This window comes from Flavobacterium sp. N2038 (assembly GCF_025947185.1).
Taxonomy (GTDB): domain Bacteria; phylum Bacteroidota; class Bacteroidia; order Flavobacteriales; family Flavobacteriaceae; genus Flavobacterium.
In genome coordinates this window covers 809,470-831,106 of the sequence record NZ_CP110001.1, presented here as the reverse complement: position 1 = coordinate 831,106, position 21,637 = coordinate 809,470, and the positions used below count along the sequence as shown (strand labels likewise).

16 protein-coding genes and 2 pseudogenes are annotated in these 21,637 nt (G+C 34.2%); 6 read left to right on the top strand and 12 right to left on the bottom strand.

All coding sequences use genetic code 11. From position 1 onward, the window contains the following. Window positions 1–5: 5 nt before the first annotated feature. The 3 genes from OLM51_RS03655 to OLM51_RS03645 form a co-directional block, all read right to left on the bottom strand. Window positions 6–869: a TraB/GumN family protein gene (locus tag OLM51_RS03655; protein ID WP_264553048.1), complete on the bottom strand. Its 864-nt coding sequence runs from the start codon at window positions 867–869 to the stop codon at window positions 6–8. 204 nt (window positions 870–1,073) lie between these two features. Next, on the bottom strand, window positions 1,074–1,478 hold the full coding sequence (locus tag OLM51_RS03650; RefSeq protein WP_264553047.1) for a GxxExxY protein: 405 nt from the start codon (window positions 1,476–1,478) through the stop codon (window positions 1,074–1,076). 41 nt (window positions 1,479–1,519) lie between these two features. After that, complete coding sequence (locus OLM51_RS03645) at window positions 1,520–2,674, bottom strand: aminotransferase class I/II-fold pyridoxal phosphate-dependent enzyme (RefSeq protein WP_264553046.1); 1,155 nt, start codon at window positions 2,672–2,674, stop codon at window positions 1,520–1,522. 164 nt (window positions 2,675–2,838) lie between these two features. On the opposite strand from OLM51_RS03645, the gene OLM51_RS03640 reads away from it, so the two are divergent. Continuing rightward, a complete protein-coding gene (locus OLM51_RS03640) occupies window positions 2,839–3,645 on the top strand; it encodes a DUF3667 domain-containing protein (RefSeq protein WP_264553045.1) in 807 nt (268 codons plus the stop codon). A 178-nt stretch (window positions 3,646–3,823) separates the two neighbouring features. On the opposite strand, the gene OLM51_RS03635 is transcribed toward OLM51_RS03640, so the two are convergent. The 9 genes and pseudogenes from OLM51_RS03635 to OLM51_RS03595 all read right to left on the bottom strand — a co-directional run bounded on the left by OLM51_RS03635 (window position 3,824) and on the right by OLM51_RS03595 (window position 15,496). After that, complete coding sequence (locus OLM51_RS03635; RefSeq protein WP_264553044.1) at window positions 3,824–4,108, bottom strand: hypothetical protein; 285 nt, start codon at window positions 4,106–4,108, stop codon at window positions 3,824–3,826. A 201-nt stretch (window positions 4,109–4,309) separates the two neighbouring features. Then, the gene (locus OLM51_RS03630) at window positions 4,310–4,591 is read right to left on the bottom strand and encodes a F0F1 ATP synthase subunit epsilon (RefSeq protein WP_264553043.1); all 282 of its coding nucleotides are present in this window, start codon (window positions 4,589–4,591) and stop codon (window positions 4,310–4,312) included. A gap of 92 nt (window positions 4,592–4,683) precedes the next feature. Beyond that, a complete protein-coding gene (gene atpD, locus OLM51_RS03625; protein ID WP_072969875.1) occupies window positions 4,684–6,195 on the bottom strand; it encodes a F0F1 ATP synthase subunit beta in 1,512 nt (503 codons plus the stop codon). Window positions 6,196–6,438: 243 nt separating this feature from the next. Beyond that, window positions 6,439–7,917 carry a G-D-S-L family lipolytic protein gene (locus tag OLM51_RS03620; RefSeq protein ID WP_264553042.1) on the bottom strand — a complete coding sequence of 493 codons (1,479 nt, stop codon included), beginning with the start codon at window positions 7,915–7,917 and terminating at the stop codon, window positions 6,439–6,441. 81 nt (window positions 7,918–7,998) lie between these two features. Then, window positions 7,999–10,830: a TonB-dependent receptor gene (locus tag OLM51_RS03615; protein ID WP_264553041.1), complete on the bottom strand. Its 2,832-nt coding sequence runs from the start codon at window positions 10,828–10,830 to the stop codon at window positions 7,999–8,001. 330 nt (window positions 10,831–11,160) lie between these two features. After that, window positions 11,161–13,007 (bottom strand): annotated as a pseudogene (gene glmS, locus OLM51_RS03610) (glutamine--fructose-6-phosphate transaminase (isomerizing)). A 9-nt stretch (window positions 13,008–13,016) separates the two neighbouring features. After that, a pseudogene (locus OLM51_RS03605) lies at window positions 13,017–13,973 on the bottom strand (DUF4270 family protein). A gap of 23 nt (window positions 13,974–13,996) precedes the next feature. After that, the gene (locus OLM51_RS03600; protein ID WP_264553040.1) at window positions 13,997–14,668 is read right to left on the bottom strand and encodes a DUF4270 domain-containing protein; all 672 of its coding nucleotides are present in this window, start codon (window positions 14,666–14,668) and stop codon (window positions 13,997–13,999) included. A 21-nt stretch (window positions 14,669–14,689) separates the two neighbouring features. Further along, window positions 14,690–15,496 (bottom strand): glycogen/starch synthase, encoded by an 807-nt coding sequence (locus tag OLM51_RS03595; protein ID WP_264553039.1) that lies wholly within the window; start codon window positions 15,494–15,496, stop codon window positions 14,690–14,692. A gap of 78 nt (window positions 15,497–15,574) precedes the next feature. Between OLM51_RS03595 and panC the strand changes: the two genes are divergently transcribed. From panC to OLM51_RS03570, 5 genes are all read left to right on the top strand, one after another. Further along, window positions 15,575–16,453 carry a pantoate--beta-alanine ligase gene (gene panC, locus OLM51_RS03590; protein WP_264553038.1) on the top strand — a complete coding sequence of 293 codons (879 nt, stop codon included), beginning with the start codon at window positions 15,575–15,577 and terminating at the stop codon, window positions 16,451–16,453. A gap of 14 nt (window positions 16,454–16,467) precedes the next feature. Next, entirely contained in the window at window positions 16,468–16,818 is a 351-nt protein-coding gene (gene panD, locus OLM51_RS03585) for an aspartate 1-decarboxylase (RefSeq protein WP_026727479.1), read from the top strand. A gap of 198 nt (window positions 16,819–17,016) precedes the next feature. After that, entirely contained in the window at window positions 17,017–18,171 is a 1,155-nt protein-coding gene (locus OLM51_RS03580; protein WP_264553037.1) for an alpha/beta hydrolase, read from the top strand. Next, window positions 18,171–19,532 carry a DNA repair protein RadA gene (gene radA / locus OLM51_RS03575; RefSeq protein ID WP_264553036.1) on the top strand — a complete coding sequence of 454 codons (1,362 nt, stop codon included), beginning with the start codon at window positions 18,171–18,173 and terminating at the stop codon, window positions 19,530–19,532. The genes OLM51_RS03580 and radA overlap by 1 nt, the downstream gene beginning before the upstream one ends. A gap of 20 nt (window positions 19,533–19,552) precedes the next feature. After that, window positions 19,553–21,517 (top strand): transglycosylase domain-containing protein, encoded by a 1,965-nt coding sequence (locus OLM51_RS03570; protein WP_264553035.1) that lies wholly within the window; start codon window positions 19,553–19,555, stop codon window positions 21,515–21,517. The last annotated feature ends 120 nt before the right edge of the window (window positions 21,518–21,637 follow it).

Sequence of the window (21,637 nt, the reverse complement as noted above, 5' to 3'; positions counted from 1 at the left end):
CAATCTTAATTCATTATTGGTTTGACTGTATATCCTGCTTTTCTTAACAAATTAATTATTCCTGAATCTCCAGCCAAATGGGCTGATCCCACCGCAACAAACAAACTTTCTTTTTTCATCATCTCAGGTAAAGCCTTTACCCAATTAAGGTTTCTGTCGTCGAGCATAAATTTTTTAGCCTTAGCATTCATTTTATTTTCTCCGGTGATATTTTTATACAAAGTGTCTAAATTTTCGAGCTTGTAGTCTGCAACCAATTGTTTTGTTTCCTCTACATCTGATTCTTCCAGCATTTCAATAATTTCTGAATCAGAATAAGCATCTTCCAAAGATTTAAACTGAGACTTTACCGTTTCCAAACCTGCAATTTCAATATTTCGACTTTTTGCCTTTTCTATAAATTCCATTTCATAAAATTTCAAATCATTGCAGCCAAATGTTTTCATCGAAATTAAACTCATCACAGTCACTAAACTAAAAGCATCTACTTGCTGAACAGTCATTCCTGCAGACTTTCTCAGAATTACATCTAGTTTAGACAATTGTTCCGCATTAAGTTTTTTACTTAACGGTTCTTTTCCCATTGCTAACTGCTGCATTTCGGTTAACTCTTTTGGGTCATTAAGATCAATTTCCAAAACCAGTTTATTGACCTGATCTAATGCTTTCTTTGTTTTCTCAGAAAGAAAATAATCTCCTGAACAGATCATGTGAATTGTTCCATACAAATAAGTAGGCTGAGATAATCCGTTTCCCGAAACTTCCCAAAGAAGTGAATTTTCAAGTTTTGGAGATTGTGCTTGGGCTTGGGTTGTTGCACTAAAAACAAATGCAATTGCCACTATTACCGATGTAAATATATTTTTCATGTTATTAATTTAAAAGTAAAAATTGAAATCTTAAATTGTAATTACAACTCGTAAGTAATCGAATCATCAAAACGTTACAAAAAGATTATATTTTTTTTTTAATTGGGATTTTGCCCACAGATAACGCGGGTTTAACTGATCGTCACAGTTTCTTTATTCTATTCTTCATAAAAATAAAGTTGATACTATACTTTATTGAATATCTTATTGTAGATTTTTTAAGTTTGGTTTTCTGTCATTCGTATAAACTAAACGTTTAAAATCCGGGGTTTCTCCAAAATTTAAAACCAAACCAACTTCAATTTGTGTCGATTTTAAGTAGTTCAGCAATTGGGCAATATGTGAACTGACTAAATATTCGCAAGCTTTAAGCTCCAAAATTATAGCATCTTCAACTAGCAAGTCAGCATAAAATTCACCAACTAATTTATTTTTATAATAAACTTTTATTTGTTTTTGAGCTTCAACTTTATAACCTTGAGCTATTAATTCAAAATACATTGCATTTTGATACACTTTTTCAAGAAAACCATAGCCTAGTTGATTATAGACATCGTAAAATATTTGTAAAATGGGTTTAGATATTTCTTTGTGTAATAAATCAGCCATAATTATCTGCGTGAACCCGTTAAATCCGTTTCATCCGCGAGCTAAAATACGAAATTTCTTAACAATTCAAGAATCTGATTAATTTCGCCCTCTGAATTATAACTGTGAATACAAAAACGAAGACGCTCCTGTCCTTCCGGCACTGTTGGCGAAAGTATTGCTTTTACATCAAAACCTTTATCTTGCAGTTGCTGCGCCAAACGTTTTACATTTTCGTTACCCGGAATAATGGCAGATTGTATCGCCGATTTACTTCGAACAAACATTGGTTTTAAACCTAACAAGTTTTTCTGTTGATTAAAAAATACAATGTTTTGACGCAACTTTTCGATCATCTCACTTTCGATTTCAAGTTGATGATATGCAGTTAAAATTGTAGAGACAGAATGTGGTGATAATCCTGTGGTATAAATAAAGCTTCGGGCAAAGTTTACCAGATATTCTCTAAGCGCTGCATTTCCTAAAATGGCCGCACCATGGCAGCCCAAACCTTTTCCGAAGGTCATGATTCTGGCAAAAATTCTATTATGTAATTGCAAATATTGTGTCAAACCTTCGCCTTTTTCTCCAAAAACCCCCAAAGTATGCGCTTCGTCAACCACTAAATAGCAATTGTATTTTTCGGACAAAATGACTAGTTCTTCCAGATTTGGAGAATCACCATCCATAGAAAAAACAGTTTCGGTAACTATGTAAATGTTTGTTGGAATTTGAGATTTAGAAGATTGGAATTTAATAATTAATCGTTCTAAATCTTCAAAATCATTATGATTGAATTTATATGATTTGGCATTCGACATAACAATACCATCCCGAATAGAAGCATGACTTAGTTCATCATACAGAATAACATCATTTCGTTGCGGTACAGCGCTGAAAAAACCCAGATTGGCATCGTAACCCGAATTAAAAATTAAAGCCGATTCTGCATCATGAAATTGCGCAATAAAAGATTCCGCTATTTGATATAAAGAATGATTACCAGAAATTAACCGGGAACCCGTTGCACCATTCTGAATGATATCATTTTCGATCAGATAATGATGCGAAAGCTTAAAAATAGATTCTGATTTGGAAAATCCAATATAATCATTGGAAGAAAAATCAACAAGATTATTAAAACTTGGCAATTTCCTCAAAGAGTTATTCTGCTTTCGATTTTCAAGCTTTTGGGTAAGATTATCAGCTAATTTCATAAAAGCAAAGTTATAAAATTGAAATTAAACTAAATAAACCCCAGATTTGATATCTCTCATTATTTATAATTTGAAATTTAAACAATTGTTAATTATTTTTTTGTCTAATTTTAAATCCACAAACTAACCACCTATTAATTTATACACTTTATTAAACAGAAAAAATGAAGATCATTTGTAAAAACTGCGAAACACCAAATTACCCAGACTTTAATTATTGTTCTAATTGTAGTCAGAAAGTCAATTTACATCGTATAAATCCACATGAAATTTTGCACGAAGTTGTTCATTATTTTACTCATGCCGACAAAGGTATTTTTCAACTCATTAGGGATCTGACATTAAAAAATGGAATTGTAGCCAAAGAATATATAAATGGCAAAAGAAAAAAGTACTTTCCTCCGCTTAATTTTTTCTTATTGGTTGCCGCCATCTTTGTTTTTATTTCCAATATCCCAAAAGAAACACCACCTATTGATATCCCAAAGGAAAATCAGGAACTTAGCGCTATTTCGGATCCCATTCAAAAAGAAAAAATCATACATCTTTATGAACGAAAAGAAAAAATGCTTCATTTCATGAGAAAATATTCAAATTTAATGGCCATGATGGCTTTGCCTCTTACTGCATTCTTTTTTTGGCTGTTTTATAAAAAACAAAACTACAACTATACAGAACATCTCGTTGCAGGTATGTATATGCTGGGCTATTGTATATTGGTCAATACACTTTTAATTTTGCCGATTTCTTTATTATTTCACCTGTCGTCAAAATATCAGGCTTTGCTTTTCCTACTCTTTCAGCTCTTTTACTTTACACTCTTTTATTACAGGTTTTTAAACAAAAGTACCAAACTTCAATTAGCAAAAGCGTTTGCAACAAGCGCTTTCGGGATTATCGCCTGGGGAATTATTTCAGGATTTACTGTAAATGCTTATGTTTCCAGCGGTTTTTGGGGAATGATACAATAGTACAAAATCATCAAACTAAAACAATAAGAGCCAGACATAATTTTGTCTGGCTCTTCAAAATATCTTTTATTCTAGATGAAATGTCTATTCCTTTACCATTAGATAAAACAATGCTTCAGTGTATTCATAATTTAAGGAACACAATTAAAAATTACACTCTGAAATTCATCCAAAAAAATTACCAAATTGTATAAGTAACAGTAGTACTTGTGGTACTGTTAATAGTAAAATTAGTTGTACCTGGATACCCGCGTTTAGCTAAGTCAATATAAATAGGAGTAAGCGGTGATTCACAACAACTTTTCCAAGGAATTGTATAAGTAGGACCAAATGCAACTTTTGCAACTTCAACTTCTTTGTGATTGCTCATTGAAGCATTTGCAACATAATCAGAACTTGTAGTTAGAGACATTGTCCCAAAACCTAATGCCATCAATAGCATTCCAAAAAAAACTTTTTTCATAATAAATTCTTTAAATGTTAATATACTTACAAATATATCAGATAAACATCATAAAAAATGTGTAATTTCTTCGCTATTCAAGTATTTTTGTTAATTTTCTTACATTATATTCACTAAACATTTCTCCTCTTCCATTCGCATATAAGCATAAAAAAAGCCAGACATTACTGTCTGGCTTTTTTACATTTATTTTGAACTGCCTTAGTCAACTAAAACAATTACTTTATTGTCTTTCATTTCGATAGTACCTGAGGTAATCTCTAATGTATAAGTCTGGTCATTAATTCTCGAAAACTTATCCGCTACCTCTTTAGGAAAATTAAAGCTTGGTGCTGCAATTTTTACTGTTCCTTTTTCAAGAATAGAAACAATAGGCGCGTGATTGTTCAAAATTTGAAAGCTTCCATCAACTCCAGGCACAGTAACAGATGTTACTTCTCCTGAAAATAATTTTGCCTCTGGTGATACTATATCTAAAATCATAACTTTTTTTTAAATTCCAAATTATAAAATTCCAAATCCCAATTTTGGAATTTGGAATTTTTATTTTTTGATGTTTATCAAGCTATGCTTGATTATGCTTCAGCTAACATTTTCTCTCCAGCCTCGATCGCATCCTGAATAGAACCTTTCAAGTTGAAAGCTGCTTCCGGAAGATGATCTAATTCACCGTCGATAATCATGTTAAATCCTTTGATAGTATCTTTAATATCAACTAATACTCCCGGAATACCTGTAAATTGCTCTGCTACGTGGAATGGCTGAGACAAGAAACGTTGTACACGACGCGCTCTAGATACAGAAAGTTTATCTTCTTCAGATAACTCTTCCATACCAAGAATCGCGATGATATCCTGAAGTTGTTTGTATTTTTGAAGAATTTCTTTTACTCTTTGTGCACAGTCGTAGTGCTCGTTTCCTAAAATTTGAGGAGTTAAAATTCTTGAAGTAGAATCTAACGGGTCAACCGCAGGGTAGATACCTAACTCAGCAATTTTACGAGACAATACAGTAGTAGCATCTAAGTGGGCGAAAGTTGTAGCCGGCGCCGGGTCAGTTAAGTCATCCGCAGGAACGTAAACCGCTTGTACAGATGTAATAGATCCTTTGTTTGTAGATGTAATACGCTCTTGCATAGCACCCATCTCTGTTGCCAAAGTTGGTTGGTAACCTACTGCAGATGGCATACGACCTAAAAGTGCCGATACCTCAGAACCTGCTTGTGTAAAACGGAAGATATTATCAACGAAGAATAATACATCTTTACCTTGATCAGATCCAGCTCCATCACGGAAATACTCAGCGATAGATAATCCTGAAAGTGCCACACGTGCACGAGCTCCAGGTGGCTCATTCATTTGTCCGAAAACGAAAGTAGCTTTAGACTCTCTCATTCCTGGCATATCTACTTTAGATAAATCCCATCCTCCATTTTCCATAGAGTGCATGAAATCATCACCGTATTTAATAATTCCTGACTCTAACATCTCACGAAGTAAGTCATTTCCTTCACGTGTTCTTTCACCTACTCCAGCGAATACTGAAAGTCCACCGTGACCTTTTGCAATATTGTTGATCAACTCCTGAATCAATACCGTTTTACCAACACCAGCACCACCAAACAATCCAATTTTACCTCCTTTTGCATAAGGCTCGATCAAATCGATTACTTTGATACCTGTGAATAAAACTTCTGATGAAGTTGATAAATCTTCAAATTTAGGAGCTTGTCTGTGAATAGACAAACCGTTTTCACCTGTTTTTGGCAAGTTTCCTAAACCATCAATTGCATCTCCAATTACATTGAATAAACGTCCATATACGTCTGGGCCGATTGGCATTTGGATTGGATTTCCAGTTCCAACTACCTCATATCCTCTTGACAAACCGTCTGTAGAGTCCATAGAGATTGTACGAACAGTGTTTTCTCCAATGTGAGATTGTACTTCTAGAACTAATAACGTTCCATCTTTTTTAGTGACTTCTAGTGAATCATAAATTTTTGGAAGTTCAACATCTTTACCGTTGAAAACTACGTCAACTACTGGTCCAATGATTTGAGCAACTTTTCCTATTACTTTTGACATTACTTATGTATTTATTAAATAGCTATTTAGGTTTATCGAAAATACCTCTTTTTTCAGAGCGCAAAGATAATTTTTTAAAATATAAAATCAATTTTTTTTTCATAAAAAATAGCATCATTTTGTTTGATTCCTAAAAGTCAGCCTTCAAATAAGCAAAAAAGCAATTTTTACCCTCCTAAAAAAAAGCCACTGCATTTTATCAATGAGTGACTTTCTTCCTAAAAAAAATTGGCTTTATTATAACTATAGTACCTTCGGAAACATAACAGGATAATTACCTATGTTTACTCCATTTAAGTTTGATCCGTACTTAGCGTTGATAACCTCAATAAATTTATTAGCAATTAGAGCATATCCTCTTGGTGATGGATGAACTCCATCTAAAGAAAAAGCACCTCCGGTTACAAATGTAGATTTCATTGTAAAGCCATTAGCTGAAATTCCTGCACCTGCAATTTGCTTCATTAGAGCTTCTGTATCTAAAACAGCTAATTTTTTTGCAGTACCTACTTCCGCAATAGTTTCATTGTAAGACTTAGTAGCTTTAGCCACTTCAGCAATTTCATCTTTGGTCAACACCCATTTGTCTGCTAAAGGCACCGAAACCCCATTTACTTTTGTCGGATCTTCATTAATAAGTGTCCCTATAAAATTCATAGCTGTTAAAACCACTAAATCTTCTTTTGTAGCTTGCCTGTATGAAGGAAGCTTATAAGCAGAAAGATTCGTCAAATAACTATCCTCAAGCACAACAGGATTGCTTCCTGCTACAAAGTTTATAGTTCTTTTTGCAACTTCATCTGCAGTCAATAAACCTAAGGCTTTCATTTGCTGCAAGCCTCCGTTGTAAGTTGCGTATCCCGCATTTAATTGAGCAGCTTTCTCTGCTGTTAATCCTACAGGATTATATGGAACAGTTGTAAAATAAGGTAATGACGTAATATTAGGCAAGTTTGCTATTACACCTTTTGCTCCTTTAGCTGTTAATCCATTTATTATATTAGTATAAACCGTTTTAAAAACAGTAGGATCTGTAATATCACTTCCTGAATAAGTCGACGGATCCATGTTACCAGTCTGGTCTTTACCTGTACCTCCCGATGTAGCATATCCTAAAACATCATTTCCTCCAATCCATAATGAGAAAAAAGTAGGCGATTGTGCCATTGCATCTGCCAAAACTGTTGTAGTCGGAGAACTTGCAAATCTTACAAAATACGGATTAGCCTTCCCCGTTGCTACTCCAGCCACGTTACCATAACCAGGAGCAACTAAGTGATAACTTCTGGCGCCAGGAACTCCTAAATTATTAAAAGTACCCGAAAGATGTGCAGTAACCTCTGTTGTCGGTACTCCATCTACAGAAACAGGAGCTTTTCCATTAAAATACAAACGCGGCCCACTGATTACATTCCCACCTAATAACAACCCTCCTATATTATCATTCATTAATGGAGTAGTAAAAGTTGCCTTGGTTATTAAAGCAAATTGCTGAGCAATAACATTGGTATATGCTCCTTGCTGCCCTTTAATAAACAAAGCATTATCACTAAAACCGGCCGCAAAGGAATCTCCCAAAGCAACATAATTTGCAAAATCAGCTGAACCGGAAGTCAACGGCAACCCATCAGAAGAATCAACTACAGCAGCAACATCATCATCACTATTACAAGCCATAAAGGTTAACGAAACCAATACTAGCCATTTGAAATTTTTTATCATAACTTATATATTTTATAATTACCTGTTTCCAAATTATTCATTCAGAAACACAAATAACATTTTTTGATTTACATTTAAAAATTACGGATTGATTGTCCACGAAGCAAAATATTGCTGTCCGATTAATCCGGCTCCAATTACCTGGTAGTACTCTTTTCCTCCAATATTAGCAGCACCCAATTTTACAACAGATTTTAATTTTGGAATTGTATAATTAACCTGAGCATCTATAACTGTTGCCGATTTAATTGTACCATCAGCAAAACTAGATTCCCATTCGTATTCACTGTTCCATCTTCCACTAATATTGAATCCAAAGTTTTCGAACAATTTATCATTTCCAAGAGACACTTTAATTCTGTGTTTTGGCGTATTAAAGCCTGCCTCAAAACTTGGATCTTTAGCCTGATCAAAATCAAACTGAGCATAGTTGTAGTTTACCCCTAATTCATAATCTGCGATTACTTTTTTAGAAAGCCCTACCCCAAAACCAAGTGAATGAATTTCTACATCTGAATTTGTATACAATTGGTATGTTCTATATTCTCCGTTTTGTATTGCACGAACGGATTGGAATCCCGGATCAGCTGGCCCTCCTGCAAGATTAGGATTATCTTGCGCTGTTCCATAATAAGGAGAAATCACATTAAGATTACCAATAAAGTTATTATAGATATTATAATATCCATTAAGATCTACAGATAAGCCATCAAAAACAGAACGATATCCTAATTCAAAAGCTTTTACTTCTTCAGGTTTAACATAATTAGCTGTTGATTTTTTCAACAATGCAGCGGCTGCAACCGGATCACTTCCTGCCTTTGCAGCAAATGCACTTACTGAAGTTGCTAAATATGAGTTACCATAAGCATCATTACCCGTCATAACTTTTGTTGCACTTCCGCCACTATAGGACTGACCTTCTGCACTTAAGTTAAAAGTCTCGCTAAATCTTGATAAATTATCAGGAGCAGAACCAATCAACACAGCGTTCCCAATATTAAATCCGATATATTGATCCTGAGTAGACGGATTTCTAAAACCAGTCTGGAAAGACCCTCTAAAATTATGATTCTTCTTTTCCCCTGCCGAATACACTAAAGATAAACGAGGTGAAAAGTTTCCGTCGAAGTTTTTAGATTTATCATAACGAATTGACCCTGTAAACTTCAGCCTGTCCTCCATGAATTTTTTCATCAATTGTGTATAAGCTCCATATTCATTATAATTAATAGGACCATTTGCATCTGTATAAATTCTGCCATGAGAATTCAACTCATACAATCTAAAAGAACCACCAACCTGAATCTCAGCAAATTTTATCAGATCTCTGAAATTGTAATTTGCATCTGAATGATAAATTCTTGAATTATCAACTAATTTTGAACCTGTAAGAACACTTGGGTCGTCAATAACCTGATTAAAAGCTGTTTTAAACTGTTCCGATCCCGGTAAAAAACGACCGGTATCAGCCGTACTTCTTGCTACTGCGTGTGCTTGTTGTGGTGTCATACCACCTAAAGTTCCCTGAATAAAAGCTCCTGCATACTGACCAAACCAGGTGTTGTCATCTTTCCATTTTCTATTTATATTAATTCCGGTAAAAACCATATCATAAGAATTTCCTCCATCTTCAGAAGTGGTATACCCTCTTAAGAAAAAGTTTTTCCCTTTGAACTCTATTTTATGCTGTTGCATAAAAAAGTTGTTTAAATAATATCTGTTCGCTCCCTGATACACGGCATTACCCATACCAAATTTACTTTGCCAGATAATCTCTAATCTTTCATCCCCAAAAGGTCTGCCATGAAAAGAGAAATCAATTTTTGTATTCCCTGCTTTATTATTAGTTAAATCCGTTTCATTATATCCGGTTCTGCTTACATTTGAATTTGGAAGAAGATTAGATGCTCCAGCCGGAATCAAGCCCATAGCTTCTAATTTTTGTCCAACTCCTTTTATATTTGTAGAAGCTTCATCACCATACACATTGATACCATCATAATTTGGATCCGTCCTGTCTATCCCTGCTCTCGTTTTATCATCATAATTTGTAGCGTACCAATCTGTAGCTTCCATGTAAGTAAAATTAGCCTTCACCGCTATATACTTATTAAAAGCATGAGCCATTCTAAGACCAAAATCATAATAACCATTTGTCCCCGCCGCATCTTGCGAAGTCATACCATATTTAAAATAAGTAGAAATTCCCTGATTTGTAAATGGGCTTTTACTGGTCATGAATAAAATTCCGTTAAAAGCATTTGCCCCATACAAAGCAGATGATGCCCCCGGAAGTAACTCGACGCTCTGAACATCAATCTCAGAAACACCAATCATGTTCCCTAAAACGAAATTCAATAAAGGTGATGAATTATCCATCCCGTCAACCAACTGCATGAAACGTGTATTTGCAACAGTAGCAAATCCTCTGGTATTAACAGATTTAAAAGTCATACTACTCGTATTCATCTGTACCTCTTTCATGTTCTCCATACCATCATAAAAAGATGGCGAAGCTGTTTTCTTGATCTCCTGAATTCCCATTCTTTCAATTGTAACAGGAGATTCTAAAACTCTTTCCGGAGTTCTTGAGGCCGAAACGACAATTTCATCAAGTTTTGTTTCTTCACCTTTTAGCACTACATCTACTTTTTGATTTGCAGAAGTAATACTAATCGTTTTAGTCTCAAAACCAACAGCAGACACTTTAATAGAAAATGGTGGCTTGGCAGTAGTATTTAATTTAAAGGTACCGTCGAAATCGGTTGAAGCTCCAGTAGTACTGCCTACAACATTTACATTGGCACCAGGAATAGATTGTTTGTTACCATCAGTAACTGAACCGGTTATTGTATTTTGCGCAAAAGATATTCCGCTAAAAAACAACATAATTAGCAAGTAGACTCTCATTAGGGTTAGTTTTTGGTTAGTTTTTTTAAAATAGTTAATTTCAGTTGATTAAGCCAAAATACAAATAATTTTAATATTTATAAAAAAACGTTAAAAAAAACTCATAATCAGTATAAATTTAGTTACAATTTTAACTATTTCGTAATTGATTTTATTGGGGTAATATCAAATAATAAACACAGAACCACTTCAATACTATGCATACATATTAAATTTTCAGTCTTTTTTGCGGATTTAATAAAAATACACCACTCAGAAAAAAAATTTGATAATAAAAAAAAGCGAGACCTAAATCTCGCTTTTTTAACATTATTTGTATTTTAAAATATACTATTCTACTGTAACTGATTTTGCTAAGTTACGTGGCTGATCTACATTACATCCTCTCATAACTGCAATATAGTATGAAAGCAATTGTAATGGAATTGTAGTAATAAGCGGTGACAATGCATCTGAAGTTTCAGGAATTTCGATTACATAATCCGCTAATTCGCGAACCTGAGTATCTCCTTTAGTTACTACTGCGATAATTTTACCGCTTCTAGATTTAATTTCCTGAATGTTACTTACAATTTTATCGTAATGTCCTTGCTTAGGCGCAATAACAATAACCGGCATATGCTCATCAATTAAAGCAATTGGACCATGTTTCATTTCTGCTGCCGGATATCCTTCAGCATGAATATACGATATCTCTTTAAGTTTTAATGCTCCTTCAAGCGCAACCGGAAAATTATACCCACGACCTAAATAAAGACAATTTGGAGCATCTTTAAAAGCTGCTGCAATTTCTTTTGCTCTCTCATTAGTCTCTAATGCTTCGCTTACTTTTTCAGGAATTAATTCTAATTCTTGTAAATAAGCATGAAAATCAGGGTTTGACAAAGTTCCTTTAGCTTTTCCTAATTTCAAAGCGATCATAGTTAAAACCGTGATCTGAGTTGTAAATGCTTTTGTAGAAGCTACTCCGATTTCCGGTCCTGCATGTGTATAAGCACCTGCATGACTTTCTCTTGAAATAGATGATCCAACAACATTACAAACTCCAAAAACGAAAGCACCGTTTTCTTTTGCCAATTTAATAGCCGCCATGGTATCAGCAGTTTCTCCAGATTGAGAAATAGCAATAACAACATCGTCTTTATTGATAATAGGATTTCTGTATCTGAATTCAGACGCATATTCTACTTCAACAGGAATTCTCGTGAACTCTTCAAAAATATACTCTGCAACCAATCCTGCGTGCCATGAAGTACCACAAGCCACGATTAGAATTCGTTTAGCATTCAGAAATTTTTCAAGATTATCCTCAACACCTGCCATCTGAACAATTCCTTCATTTGCATGAAGTCTTCCTCTGTAAGTATCTTTAATAACACTTGGCTGCTCATAGATTTCTTTAAGCATGAAGTGATCATAACCTCCTTTTTCGATTTGCTCCAAATTCATTTGAAGCTGCTGAATATAAGGATCAACTAATGAGTCATCTTTTATTTTTCTAACCTTAAGTGGTTTGTGCAAACGAATATTTGCCATTTCACCATCTTCAAGATAAATCGCATTTGAAGTATACTCGATAAAAGGAGATGCATCAGATGCAATAAAGTACTCACCCTCACCAACACCAATTGCTAATGGGCTACCTAATCTTGCAGCAACAATTTCGTCAGGATTCTTTTTATCAAAAACAGCAATAGCATAAGCACCAACAACCTGGTTTAAAGCTATCTGAACTGCTTTACCTAATTTGATGTTTTCGTTTTTCTGAACTTCTTCAATTAAATTAACTAAGACTTCAGTATCTGTATCTGATTTAAAAGTATAACCTCTTTTTATCAACTCCTCTTTAAGCGGAGCGTAATTTTCAATAATACCGTTATGAATAATTACCAATTCACCTGAATTAGAAAGATGCGGATGTGAGTTCACATCATTTGGAACACCATGCGTTGCCCAACGCGTATGTCCAATTCCGATCGTTCCGTTTGTGGTAAGATTATCTTTTGCTTTAGCTTCCAGGTCAGAAACCTTTCCTTTGTTTTACAAACTTTTACTCCAGACTCATCAAACAACATCACTCCGGCGCTATCATAGCCTCTGTATTCGAGCCTCTTTAACCCCTTAATAACAATAGGATAGGCCTCTCTGTGACCTATATATCCAACAATTCCACACATATATATTTATTAATTTGGTTTCGTGTAGTAAACCTCGAGCTTTAATCTCTTGCTGTAATTCGCATCTGTCGAAGGAATATTATTACCATATAATATTGTTCCTAACGGAGCTACAACTGTTGCTCTTGGTGCATCTGAAATGACATCGTTCTTCACCTTCAATTTATTTGATGCTGTGATACTAATATCATCAATAACAACTAAACCTAATTTAACATTAACCGCAGTTGAGCTCTTAATAAGATTACGAACATGCTGAGTTAATCTAATTTTATAGGTAGTTCCTCTTTTTGTAGCAGGATCACGATTAATTATACACCAAAAATAATCTTACTCATACTTGGATCACTAGCAGACAAACTTGTTGATCTGTCGGCTGTATAATCAACAAGAGGTACATTATTTGTTAAGTCGTATAAATAAAACTCTTCTAGGTTCTTTTGCCTGCAAATTATCTGAACCTTTTACAGCCATTTTATCTGCATCAATAGTAAACACTAAATTAGCCTCGTTTACCATCCATCCGCTTTTTTTAATCTCTTCCAGTTGTGCTCCAAAATCTTTTAGCTCTATAACTGCCAACGATCCCTGACCACCTTTTAAATAAAGTCTCTGGTCTCCTGTTGTTACATTTATATTTGCTGTTTTTATTGCCTCTGAATATTCTGCACTCTTATCATCCTTAAGCAAGCCTGCTGTTGCTCCGGTCAAGCTTATCTCCAAAGACTTATCCTCTGTAGTATCTGCAGCATCACTTGTACTTGCTGTTTTTGCTTTATACTTAATGGTAATTTTACCTTTTGCAAAATTCATCAAAGCCATATTACTTGGGCTTCCATCTGCTCTTTCAACTTTAAAATACAACCCTCTGAAATACTCCTGAAAAGCATCTGGTGTTGCTAACTTTGAAGCTGCAGCTTTTAAGATTTTATCCTGAAAAAAAGCTTTATTTAAGTTTAAATTCATTGCGGGAACGGTTCTTTTTGTGGTTACCACCCTGCTGCATCTGTAGTTTTTTCTACAACTTCTTCTGAATCAAAAAAGAATTTTGTGTTTTGAGCATCACTAGCATCATCATTTAATGGTTTACCAGTAGCAATATAAGGTATCTTAGACGTATTAAAATTGAGATAGTTTGGATCTGTACTCGTATCCATGTCTGTATAATAAAACTGCGGATATTGGGTGCCATTGTCAAAAAAACTACCACGCATCTGAATCCCAGATTCATAAATACTTAAATTAAGCTTTCCTTGTGGAGAACCGTAAATAGAATCCAGCGCATAGGTACTACCACCTTCAGGTTTAGCAGCTATCACATGACTAAAATAAGGTATGTTCAATGTTACACTTTGTATTTCTGGATCTGCTCCAATAGTTGGTGCATAAGCCACCAAAGAAACCTGAGTCGAAAAATTTGCTGTTGTTGTACCCAAAACAGGATTATCGTAAATACCCAAACCATTAACATTCAAAGTATTTGACTGAATTGGAGTTATCTCCTGATTATAAGCTACGACACCGTAATCCTGCGGCACTAAATCAAAATGATTATCTCCGATTAAATCATCTCCAATCGCATTAAAATCTTTATCGCAAGAATATAAAAGAACAACTGTTGCTACTAATAGAATTTTCTTAATAAAAGAAGTATTACACATGTTTAATAATAAAGTTAATTTTTAAAGACCAAATGTTCTATAGAAATTTGTATACGCTTCAGCGAATGCATCTTTCGAGGCGAAAGGTAAAAAAGGTTTTCCTGAAGATTCTATAAATTTTGTTAAACTTGGAGAAACATTTTCTGAGGCTATAATAACACCATCAGAATGTAATATACTAGCTTTTAATACATTTTCGTAATTAGGTGTTTCTAAATCTGCAACAGCATCGTGAGGAACACCGTCAAATTTCACCTTATTAATCATTTCTAAATCTAAGTTCTCATCAAACGACTGACCATAAACTGATGTAATAATTTTAGTTTCAGAAAACAAAGCCTCATTTTTATAATAATGCTTCATATAAATTGGAAGCATAGAAGCCAGCCAGCCATGTACGTGAATAATATCTGGTACCCAATTTAATTTTTTTACTGTTTCAACAACACCTTTTGCAAAAAAGATTGCTCTTTCATCATTATCAGGATACAAAACACCTTCTTCGTCAGCAAAAGTTGCTTTACGCTTAAAATATTCATCATTATCGATAAAATAAACCTGTATTCTTTCTTTAGGGATTGAAGCTACTTTGATAATCAATGGCATATCTAAGTCATTCACTACCAAATTCATTCCTGAAAGCCTAATGACTTCGTGTAATTGATGTCTTCTCTCGTTGATGTTTCCATATCTTGGCATGAAAATTCTTATCTGACCGCCTTGGTCATTAATCATTTTCGGAACATCGTAAGACATTAAAGAAACCTCATTTTCAGCCAAATAAGGCACGACTTCAGATGATACATATAATATCCTCTTATCTTTCATAATAGTATTTTACTTAATTTTTGGTAATAAAAACGTTGCAAAATTACAAAAATTTATGCAGTTTATAACTAATATATTATGTTTGCACTAAATTTTAATATTACCGCCATGCATATTTTCTACGGCAAAGTAGCTCTGATAGCTTATTTAAAAACTATCAAAACCGCAAACTCCACTATTGGGTTTGTACCAACCATGGGAGCTTTACACCAAGGGCATCTGGCATTAATGCAACGATCACTCAAAGAAAACGATGATACGGTTGTAAGTATTTTCGTAAACCCTACACAGTTCAACAATCCTGAAGATCTTGAAAAATATCCACGCACTCTTGAAGAAGATGTAAAAAAAATGCGAGGTTTAAGTGACAAAATAATCCTATACGCACCATCGGTTGAAGATATTTACGAAGGACAAACCGTTTCACAATCTTTTGATTTTGATGGATTAGAAAATCAAATGGAAGGAAAATTCAGACCCGGCCATTTTAACGGAGTTGGAACTATCGTAAAACGTCTTTTTGAAATTGTAACCCCAACCAATGCTTATTTTGGAGAAAAAGACTTTCAGCAATTGCAAATTGTCAAGAAACTGGTAGAAAAAAACAACCTGAACGTAAACGTGGTAGGCTGCCCAATTTTTAGAGAAGAAAATCTCCTGGCAATGAGTTCGCGTAATGAACGTTTAACAGCCGAAGAAAGAAAAGAAGCTTCTATTATTTACAAAGTTCTGAACGAAGCAAAAGAAATTTTCCAGACCGGGACTCCTGAAGAAACCATAAAATTTGTAGAAGATTCATTTAAAGATAACGAAAGATTTGACCTCGAATATTTCGTAATTGCTGACGAATCCACATTATTATCAATTGATCATAAAATAAAAGACAAAAAGTACCGTGCGTTTATAGCGGTATTTGTTAATTCTATAAGGTTAATTGACACCATTTCATTTAATTAAATTACCTTTGCAGCATGCAAATTCAAGTTATAAAATCAAAAATTCATCGAGTAAAAGTAACTGGTGCCGATTTAAATTATATTGGCAGCATTACTATTGATGAAACCCTACTGGAAGCCTCAAACATCATTGAAGGCGAAAAAGTATCAATCGTTAACATCAATAATGGAGAGCGTTTTGAAACTTATGCTATTAAAGGAGAAAAAAATTCAGGTGAAATCACACTGAATGGTCCTGCAGCAAGAAAGGTTCAAAAAGACGACATTATCATTATCATTTCATATGCGACCCTGGAATTTGAAGAAGCTAAAACCTTCAAACCGTGGATCATTTTCCCAAATGAAAACGATAATTCGTTAACATAAAATCTTCTCTTACTTTTATTAATTGTCATTTGTCAAAATTATTTTTTGAACAAACCAGATTTCTTTTGCCCAAATCAAAACAGATCAGACTCAAAAAAGTTAATTGCTTTTAAAGTTCTTCCACAATAAAAAAGCAAATAAAGTATTATATTGCTACACTATTTCAATACTTTTTAATTCACTGAAATGCCACAAATCATGAAAAAAGTTTACCTACTACTTCTTTTATTTTCTGCTTCTGTTTTTTCACAGAAGAAGTTTGATAACATTAAATCTGAAAAACTCGGAACAGAAAGACGAATAACAATTGGACTTCCACCGTCTTATGATGAGAAATCGGATAGAAAATATCCTGTTTTATATCTTTTGGATGGAGATTACCTGTTTGATCCATTTTCGGGAGCTGTAAGTTATGGTTCGTATTGGGATGATATTCCGGAAATGATTATCATTGGAATTCATCAAAATAAAAATGATGAACGTGAGGACGATTCAACAATTGATCAAAATGAAGGTTTGCCATTTGAAAAAGGAGCAAAATTTTTTGAATTTATAGGTGCCGAATTAATTCCGTATGTAGAAAAAAAATACCACACCGCCCCTTTCAGAATTATTGCAGGTCATGATATTACGGCAAGTTTTGCTAATTTTTATCTATATAAAGAAGAGCCTATTTTTAACGCATATATCTGCTTTAGCCCTGAGCTTGCCCCAAAAATGGAAGTTAGAATAGCTGAAAAGTTTGCAAAAATCCAAAAACCAATATTCTATTATCTATCTGCAGGAGAAGGTGATAATAAAAAAATTAAAGAACCGATTGAAAAATTAAACAGCAATATTAAAATCGCAAATAATCCGTTAGTGAATTATAAATACGATGTATTTAAAGGCGCAACGCATTATACTGAGGTATTACATTCGATTCCAAGTGCTTTGTATCAAATTTTTGAATCGTACAGACCAATAAATTCGGCTGAATACAATGATAAAATTGCCGTTCTTCAATCTGGTTATGCTGATTATTTAGAAAAGAAATATGCTTCAATGTCAGAAATATTGGGATACCAAATTCCTGTTAGAATGAATGACTTCAAGGTAATCGAAAATCTTATTCTGAAAAAAAATGCCTACGATGAATTAGGAAAAATGGCAGAAATTGGAAATGTAAATTATCCAAAAGCGATGTTGGGCGAATATGAATTAGGTTTGATGTATGAAAAAATGGGTGATCCGAAACATGCATCAAAAAAATACCAAAACGCTTCTCAAATGGAGCCAATTGGAGATTTGAACAAAGATTTGATGTACGAAAAAATAGACGAGATGAATACTCTTCTAAAAAAAACTAAATAATGTCGAAAGTTAAAACTTCCTTTTTTTGCCAGAACTGCGGAACCCAATATGCCAAATGGCAAGGGCAATGTAATGCTTGTAAAGAATGGAATACAATTGCTGAAGAAATTATTCAGAAACAGGAAAAAGTAGCCTGGAAAAGTGAATCGACTCCAACAGGAAAAGCTCCAAGGCCACTAAAAATTAACGAAATCGACTCGACTCAGGAAATTCGAATGAATACTACTGATGGCGAATTGAATCGTGTTTTAGGCGGTGGAATCGTCCCGGGATCTTTGACCTTATTGGGTGGAGAACCAGGAATTGGAAAAAGCACACTGTTACTTCAAATCTCATTAAAATTACCTTATAAAACTTTATATGTTTCTGGTGAAGAAAGTCAGAAGCAAATAAAAATGCGTGCTGAAAGAATAACGCCAAGTAGTGAAAACTGCTATATTCTAACCGAAACTAAGACACAAAATATCTTCAAACAAATTGAAGCTATTCAGCCTGAAATTGTAATCATAGATTCAATTCAGACTTTGCATACGGATTATATCGAATCTACAGCAGGGAGTATTTCGCAAATTAGAGAAACCACTGCCGAATTGATCAAATTTGCAAAAGAGACCAACATTCCTGTAATTTTAATTGGTCATATTACAAAAGATGGAAATATTGCAGGACCTAAAATTCTAGAACATATGGTTGATACTGTTCTTCAATTTGAAGGTGACAGAAACCATATTTACAGAATTTTACGTTCGCTTAAAAACCGTTTTGGTTCTACTTCTGAATTAGGAATCTACGAAATGCTTGGAAGCGGTTTACGCGAAGTAAGCAACCCGTCTGAAATATTAATATCTCATAAAGACGAAGAATTATCAGGAACCGCAATCGCCACAACGCTTGAAGGTATGCGCCCCCTTATGATCGAAATTCAGTCGCTCGTAAGTACTGCAGTTTACGGAACTCCGCAAAGAAGCACAACCGGTTATAATGCCAAAAGATTAAATATGATTTTGGCCGTTTTAGAAAAAAGAGCCGGATTTCGTCTAGGTGCAAAAGACGTTTTCCTAAATGTAACTGGCGGAATTTCTGTGGATGACCCCGCAATTGATCTTGCTGTTGTTGCCGCTATTTTATCATCAAATGAAGATATTCCAATTACAAAAGGGTTTTGCTTTGCAGGAGAAGTTGGGCTTTCTGGCGAAATTCGTCCTGTAAATCGTGTCGACCAACGCATACAAGAAGCCGAAAAATTAGGCTTCGATACCATTTTTGTTTCAAAATACAATAAAATAGCTTTAAAAAATACAGGAATCAAAATTGAGCTTGTAGCTAAAATTGAAGATGTTGCCAGTATTCTTTTTGGTTGATTTTAGATAAAAATACCACTATGAATTTTCCAAAACAAAAAATATTCACAGCATTAAAAATACTTGCCCTGGTATTTATCTTGCTTTGTATTGGTCTGTACTTTTTTCGCGATTCACTTTTAAAACAAGCTATCGCAAAAGTTACCCATAAAATGGCCGTTGATTACAACAGTGATTTTTCTATCAAAGAAGCCTCTTTTAGCGGATTATCGAGTGTTAAACTTACAGATGTTGTATTAGTACCCAAAAATGCAGACACGCTTCTTAAAATTCAAAAAATTGAAACAAGTGTCAGTTTAAGCAACTTGCTTATAGGCGATGTTCAGGTAGGAACTTTAAAAGTCAATAATGGCTACATTCAATTAGTCAAAAAAGGAAAAATCCGCAATTTTGATGCTTTCTTAAAAAGAAATCGTGATGATTCTGAAAAAAATGAAAAGCGCAAATATGGTGCTTTTGCTTATCGAATTATTTCAAAATTACTAAACCTTGTTCCGACAGACATGAATCTGGAAAATTTTCAGTTCAAAATTGACGACAACGGAAAAAAAACAAATATCGCCATAAACAAACTTGTTCTGGACAACAAACAGCTTGAAACCAATATTCATGTCGTAAGTAAAAATTTTGACCAAAAATGGAACTTAAAAGGATTTGCTGATCCAAGAAATCAAAAGGCAGATATTCGCTTTTTTAACTTAGATACCGGCGCGATTAAAGTACCTTATCTTGATGAACGCTATAACCTAAAAGCTAGTTTTGATTCTATTCGCTTAAATGTCGAAAAAATTGACAAAAGTGGCAGCGAACTTCATATTGACGGTTTTACTTCTATTACCAATTTAAAAATTAATCATCCAAAAATTGCCAGCAAAGATGTTGTGATTAAAAACGCTCGTTTTGATTACCGCTTTCTTCTTGGAAATGACTTTATTTCTATTGACAGCACTTCTACAATGCAGTTAAACAAAATAAAAGTAAAACCATATGTTTCTTACAGCACTGAAAAAGATACGATTTATACTTTGAAAGTGAATATTCCGAAGATGAATGCACAGGATTTTATAGTCTCATTGCCAGATGGTTTATTCACTCATTTTCAAGGCATGCAGGCAACAGGGAATTTTGATTACAAACTGGATTTCAAATTCAATAAAAACAAACCCAATACACTTGTTTTTGACAGTAAGCTAAACAAAGAAGATCTACGAATTACCAAATATGGTGAAGCCGATTTAAATAAATTAAATGGAGAATTTGTATATCGTGCCATAATTCAGAATGTATTACAGCGACCTGTTCTGGTTGGAAGTGCCAATCCGAATTATACACCTTTAGATCAGATTTCACCTTATTTAAGAAAATGTGTTTTAACTACGGAAGATCCATCATTCTTCTCGCACCGTGGATTTATCAATGAAGCTTTTAAACAATCGATTCTTAAGAATATCCGAACCAAAAAGTTCTCTCGCGGAGCAAGTACCATCAGCATGCAGCTGATTAAGAATGTTTTTCTGACCCGTGAAAAGACGCTTTCGCGAAAACTGGAAGAAATACTATTGGTTTACATTTTGGAAAACAATCGAATTGTAAGTAAGGAAAGAATGCTGGAAGTTTATTTCAACATTATCGAATGGGGACCAAATGTATACGGAATTGGTGAAGCGAGTCATTTTTACTTTCAGAAAAGTCCTTCGGCTTTAAATGTTGATGAATGTTTGTATTTGGCAACGATTATCCCGAAACCAAGAAAATTCATGTATCAGTTTAATGATCAAGGCAATTTGAAAGATTATGCTCTGAAAAATCAGAAGTTCTTGAAGAATCTTATGTTCCGTCGTGGTCTTTTGATACCCGAAGATACACTCGGACAATTACCCGTTTATATTTCAGGAAATGCGCGTTCTTTAATAAAAATTAAAGCTCCGGATTCTACCGCGGTTAAAACAGATTCATTGGCTGTTGATGATGAATTTGATTTGTAGAAGCCGTTTTGCCACGAAGGCACAAAGGCACCAAAATTTTTATCTCGCAAAGTCGCAGAGTCGCAAAGTTATTTTTTTTAAGCTCGATAACGTCCAGCTTTAGCTGGATGAAAATATAAA

Coding starts and splice junctions, on each gene's coding strand:
- OLM51_RS03655 (WP_264553048.1), bottom strand. CDS start 869: ATGAAAAATATATTTACATCGGTAATAGTGGCAATTGCATTTGTTTTT.
- OLM51_RS03650 (WP_264553047.1), bottom strand. CDS start 1,478: ATGGCTGATTTATTACACAAAGAAATATCTAAACCCATTTTACAAATA.
- OLM51_RS03645 (WP_264553046.1), bottom strand. CDS start 2,674: ATGAAATTAGCTGATAATCTTACCCAAAAGCTTGAAAATCGAAAGCAG.
- OLM51_RS03640 (WP_264553045.1), top strand. CDS start 2,839: ATGAAGATCATTTGTAAAAACTGCGAAACACCAAATTACCCAGACTTT.
- OLM51_RS03635 (WP_264553044.1), bottom strand. CDS start 4,108: ATGAAAAAAGTTTTTTTTGGAATGCTATTGATGGCATTAGGTTTTGGG.
- OLM51_RS03630 (WP_264553043.1), bottom strand. CDS start 4,591: ATGATTTTAGATATAGTATCACCAGAGGCAAAATTATTTTCAGGAGAA.
- atpD (WP_072969875.1), bottom strand. CDS start 6,195: ATGTCAAAAGTAATAGGAAAAGTTGCTCAAATCATTGGACCAGTAGTT.
- OLM51_RS03620 (WP_264553042.1), bottom strand. CDS start 7,917: ATGATAAAAAATTTCAAATGGCTAGTATTGGTTTCGTTAACCTTTATG.
- OLM51_RS03615 (WP_264553041.1), bottom strand. CDS start 10,830: ATGAGAGTCTACTTGCTAATTATGTTGTTTTTTAGCGGAATATCTTTT.
- OLM51_RS03600 (WP_264553040.1), bottom strand. CDS start 14,668: ATGTGTAATACTTCTTTTATTAAGAAAATTCTATTAGTAGCAACAGTT.
- OLM51_RS03595 (WP_264553039.1), bottom strand. CDS start 15,496: ATGAAAGATAAGAGGATATTATATGTATCATCTGAAGTCGTGCCTTAT.
- panC (WP_264553038.1), top strand. CDS start 15,575: ATGTTTGCACTAAATTTTAATATTACCGCCATGCATATTTTCTACGGC.
- panD (WP_026727479.1), top strand. CDS start 16,468: ATGCAAATTCAAGTTATAAAATCAAAAATTCATCGAGTAAAAGTAACT.
- OLM51_RS03580 (WP_264553037.1), top strand. CDS start 17,017: ATGAAAAAAGTTTACCTACTACTTCTTTTATTTTCTGCTTCTGTTTTT.
- radA (WP_264553036.1), top strand. CDS start 18,171: ATGTCGAAAGTTAAAACTTCCTTTTTTTGCCAGAACTGCGGAACCCAA.
- OLM51_RS03570 (WP_264553035.1), top strand. CDS start 19,553: ATGAATTTTCCAAAACAAAAAATATTCACAGCATTAAAAATACTTGCC.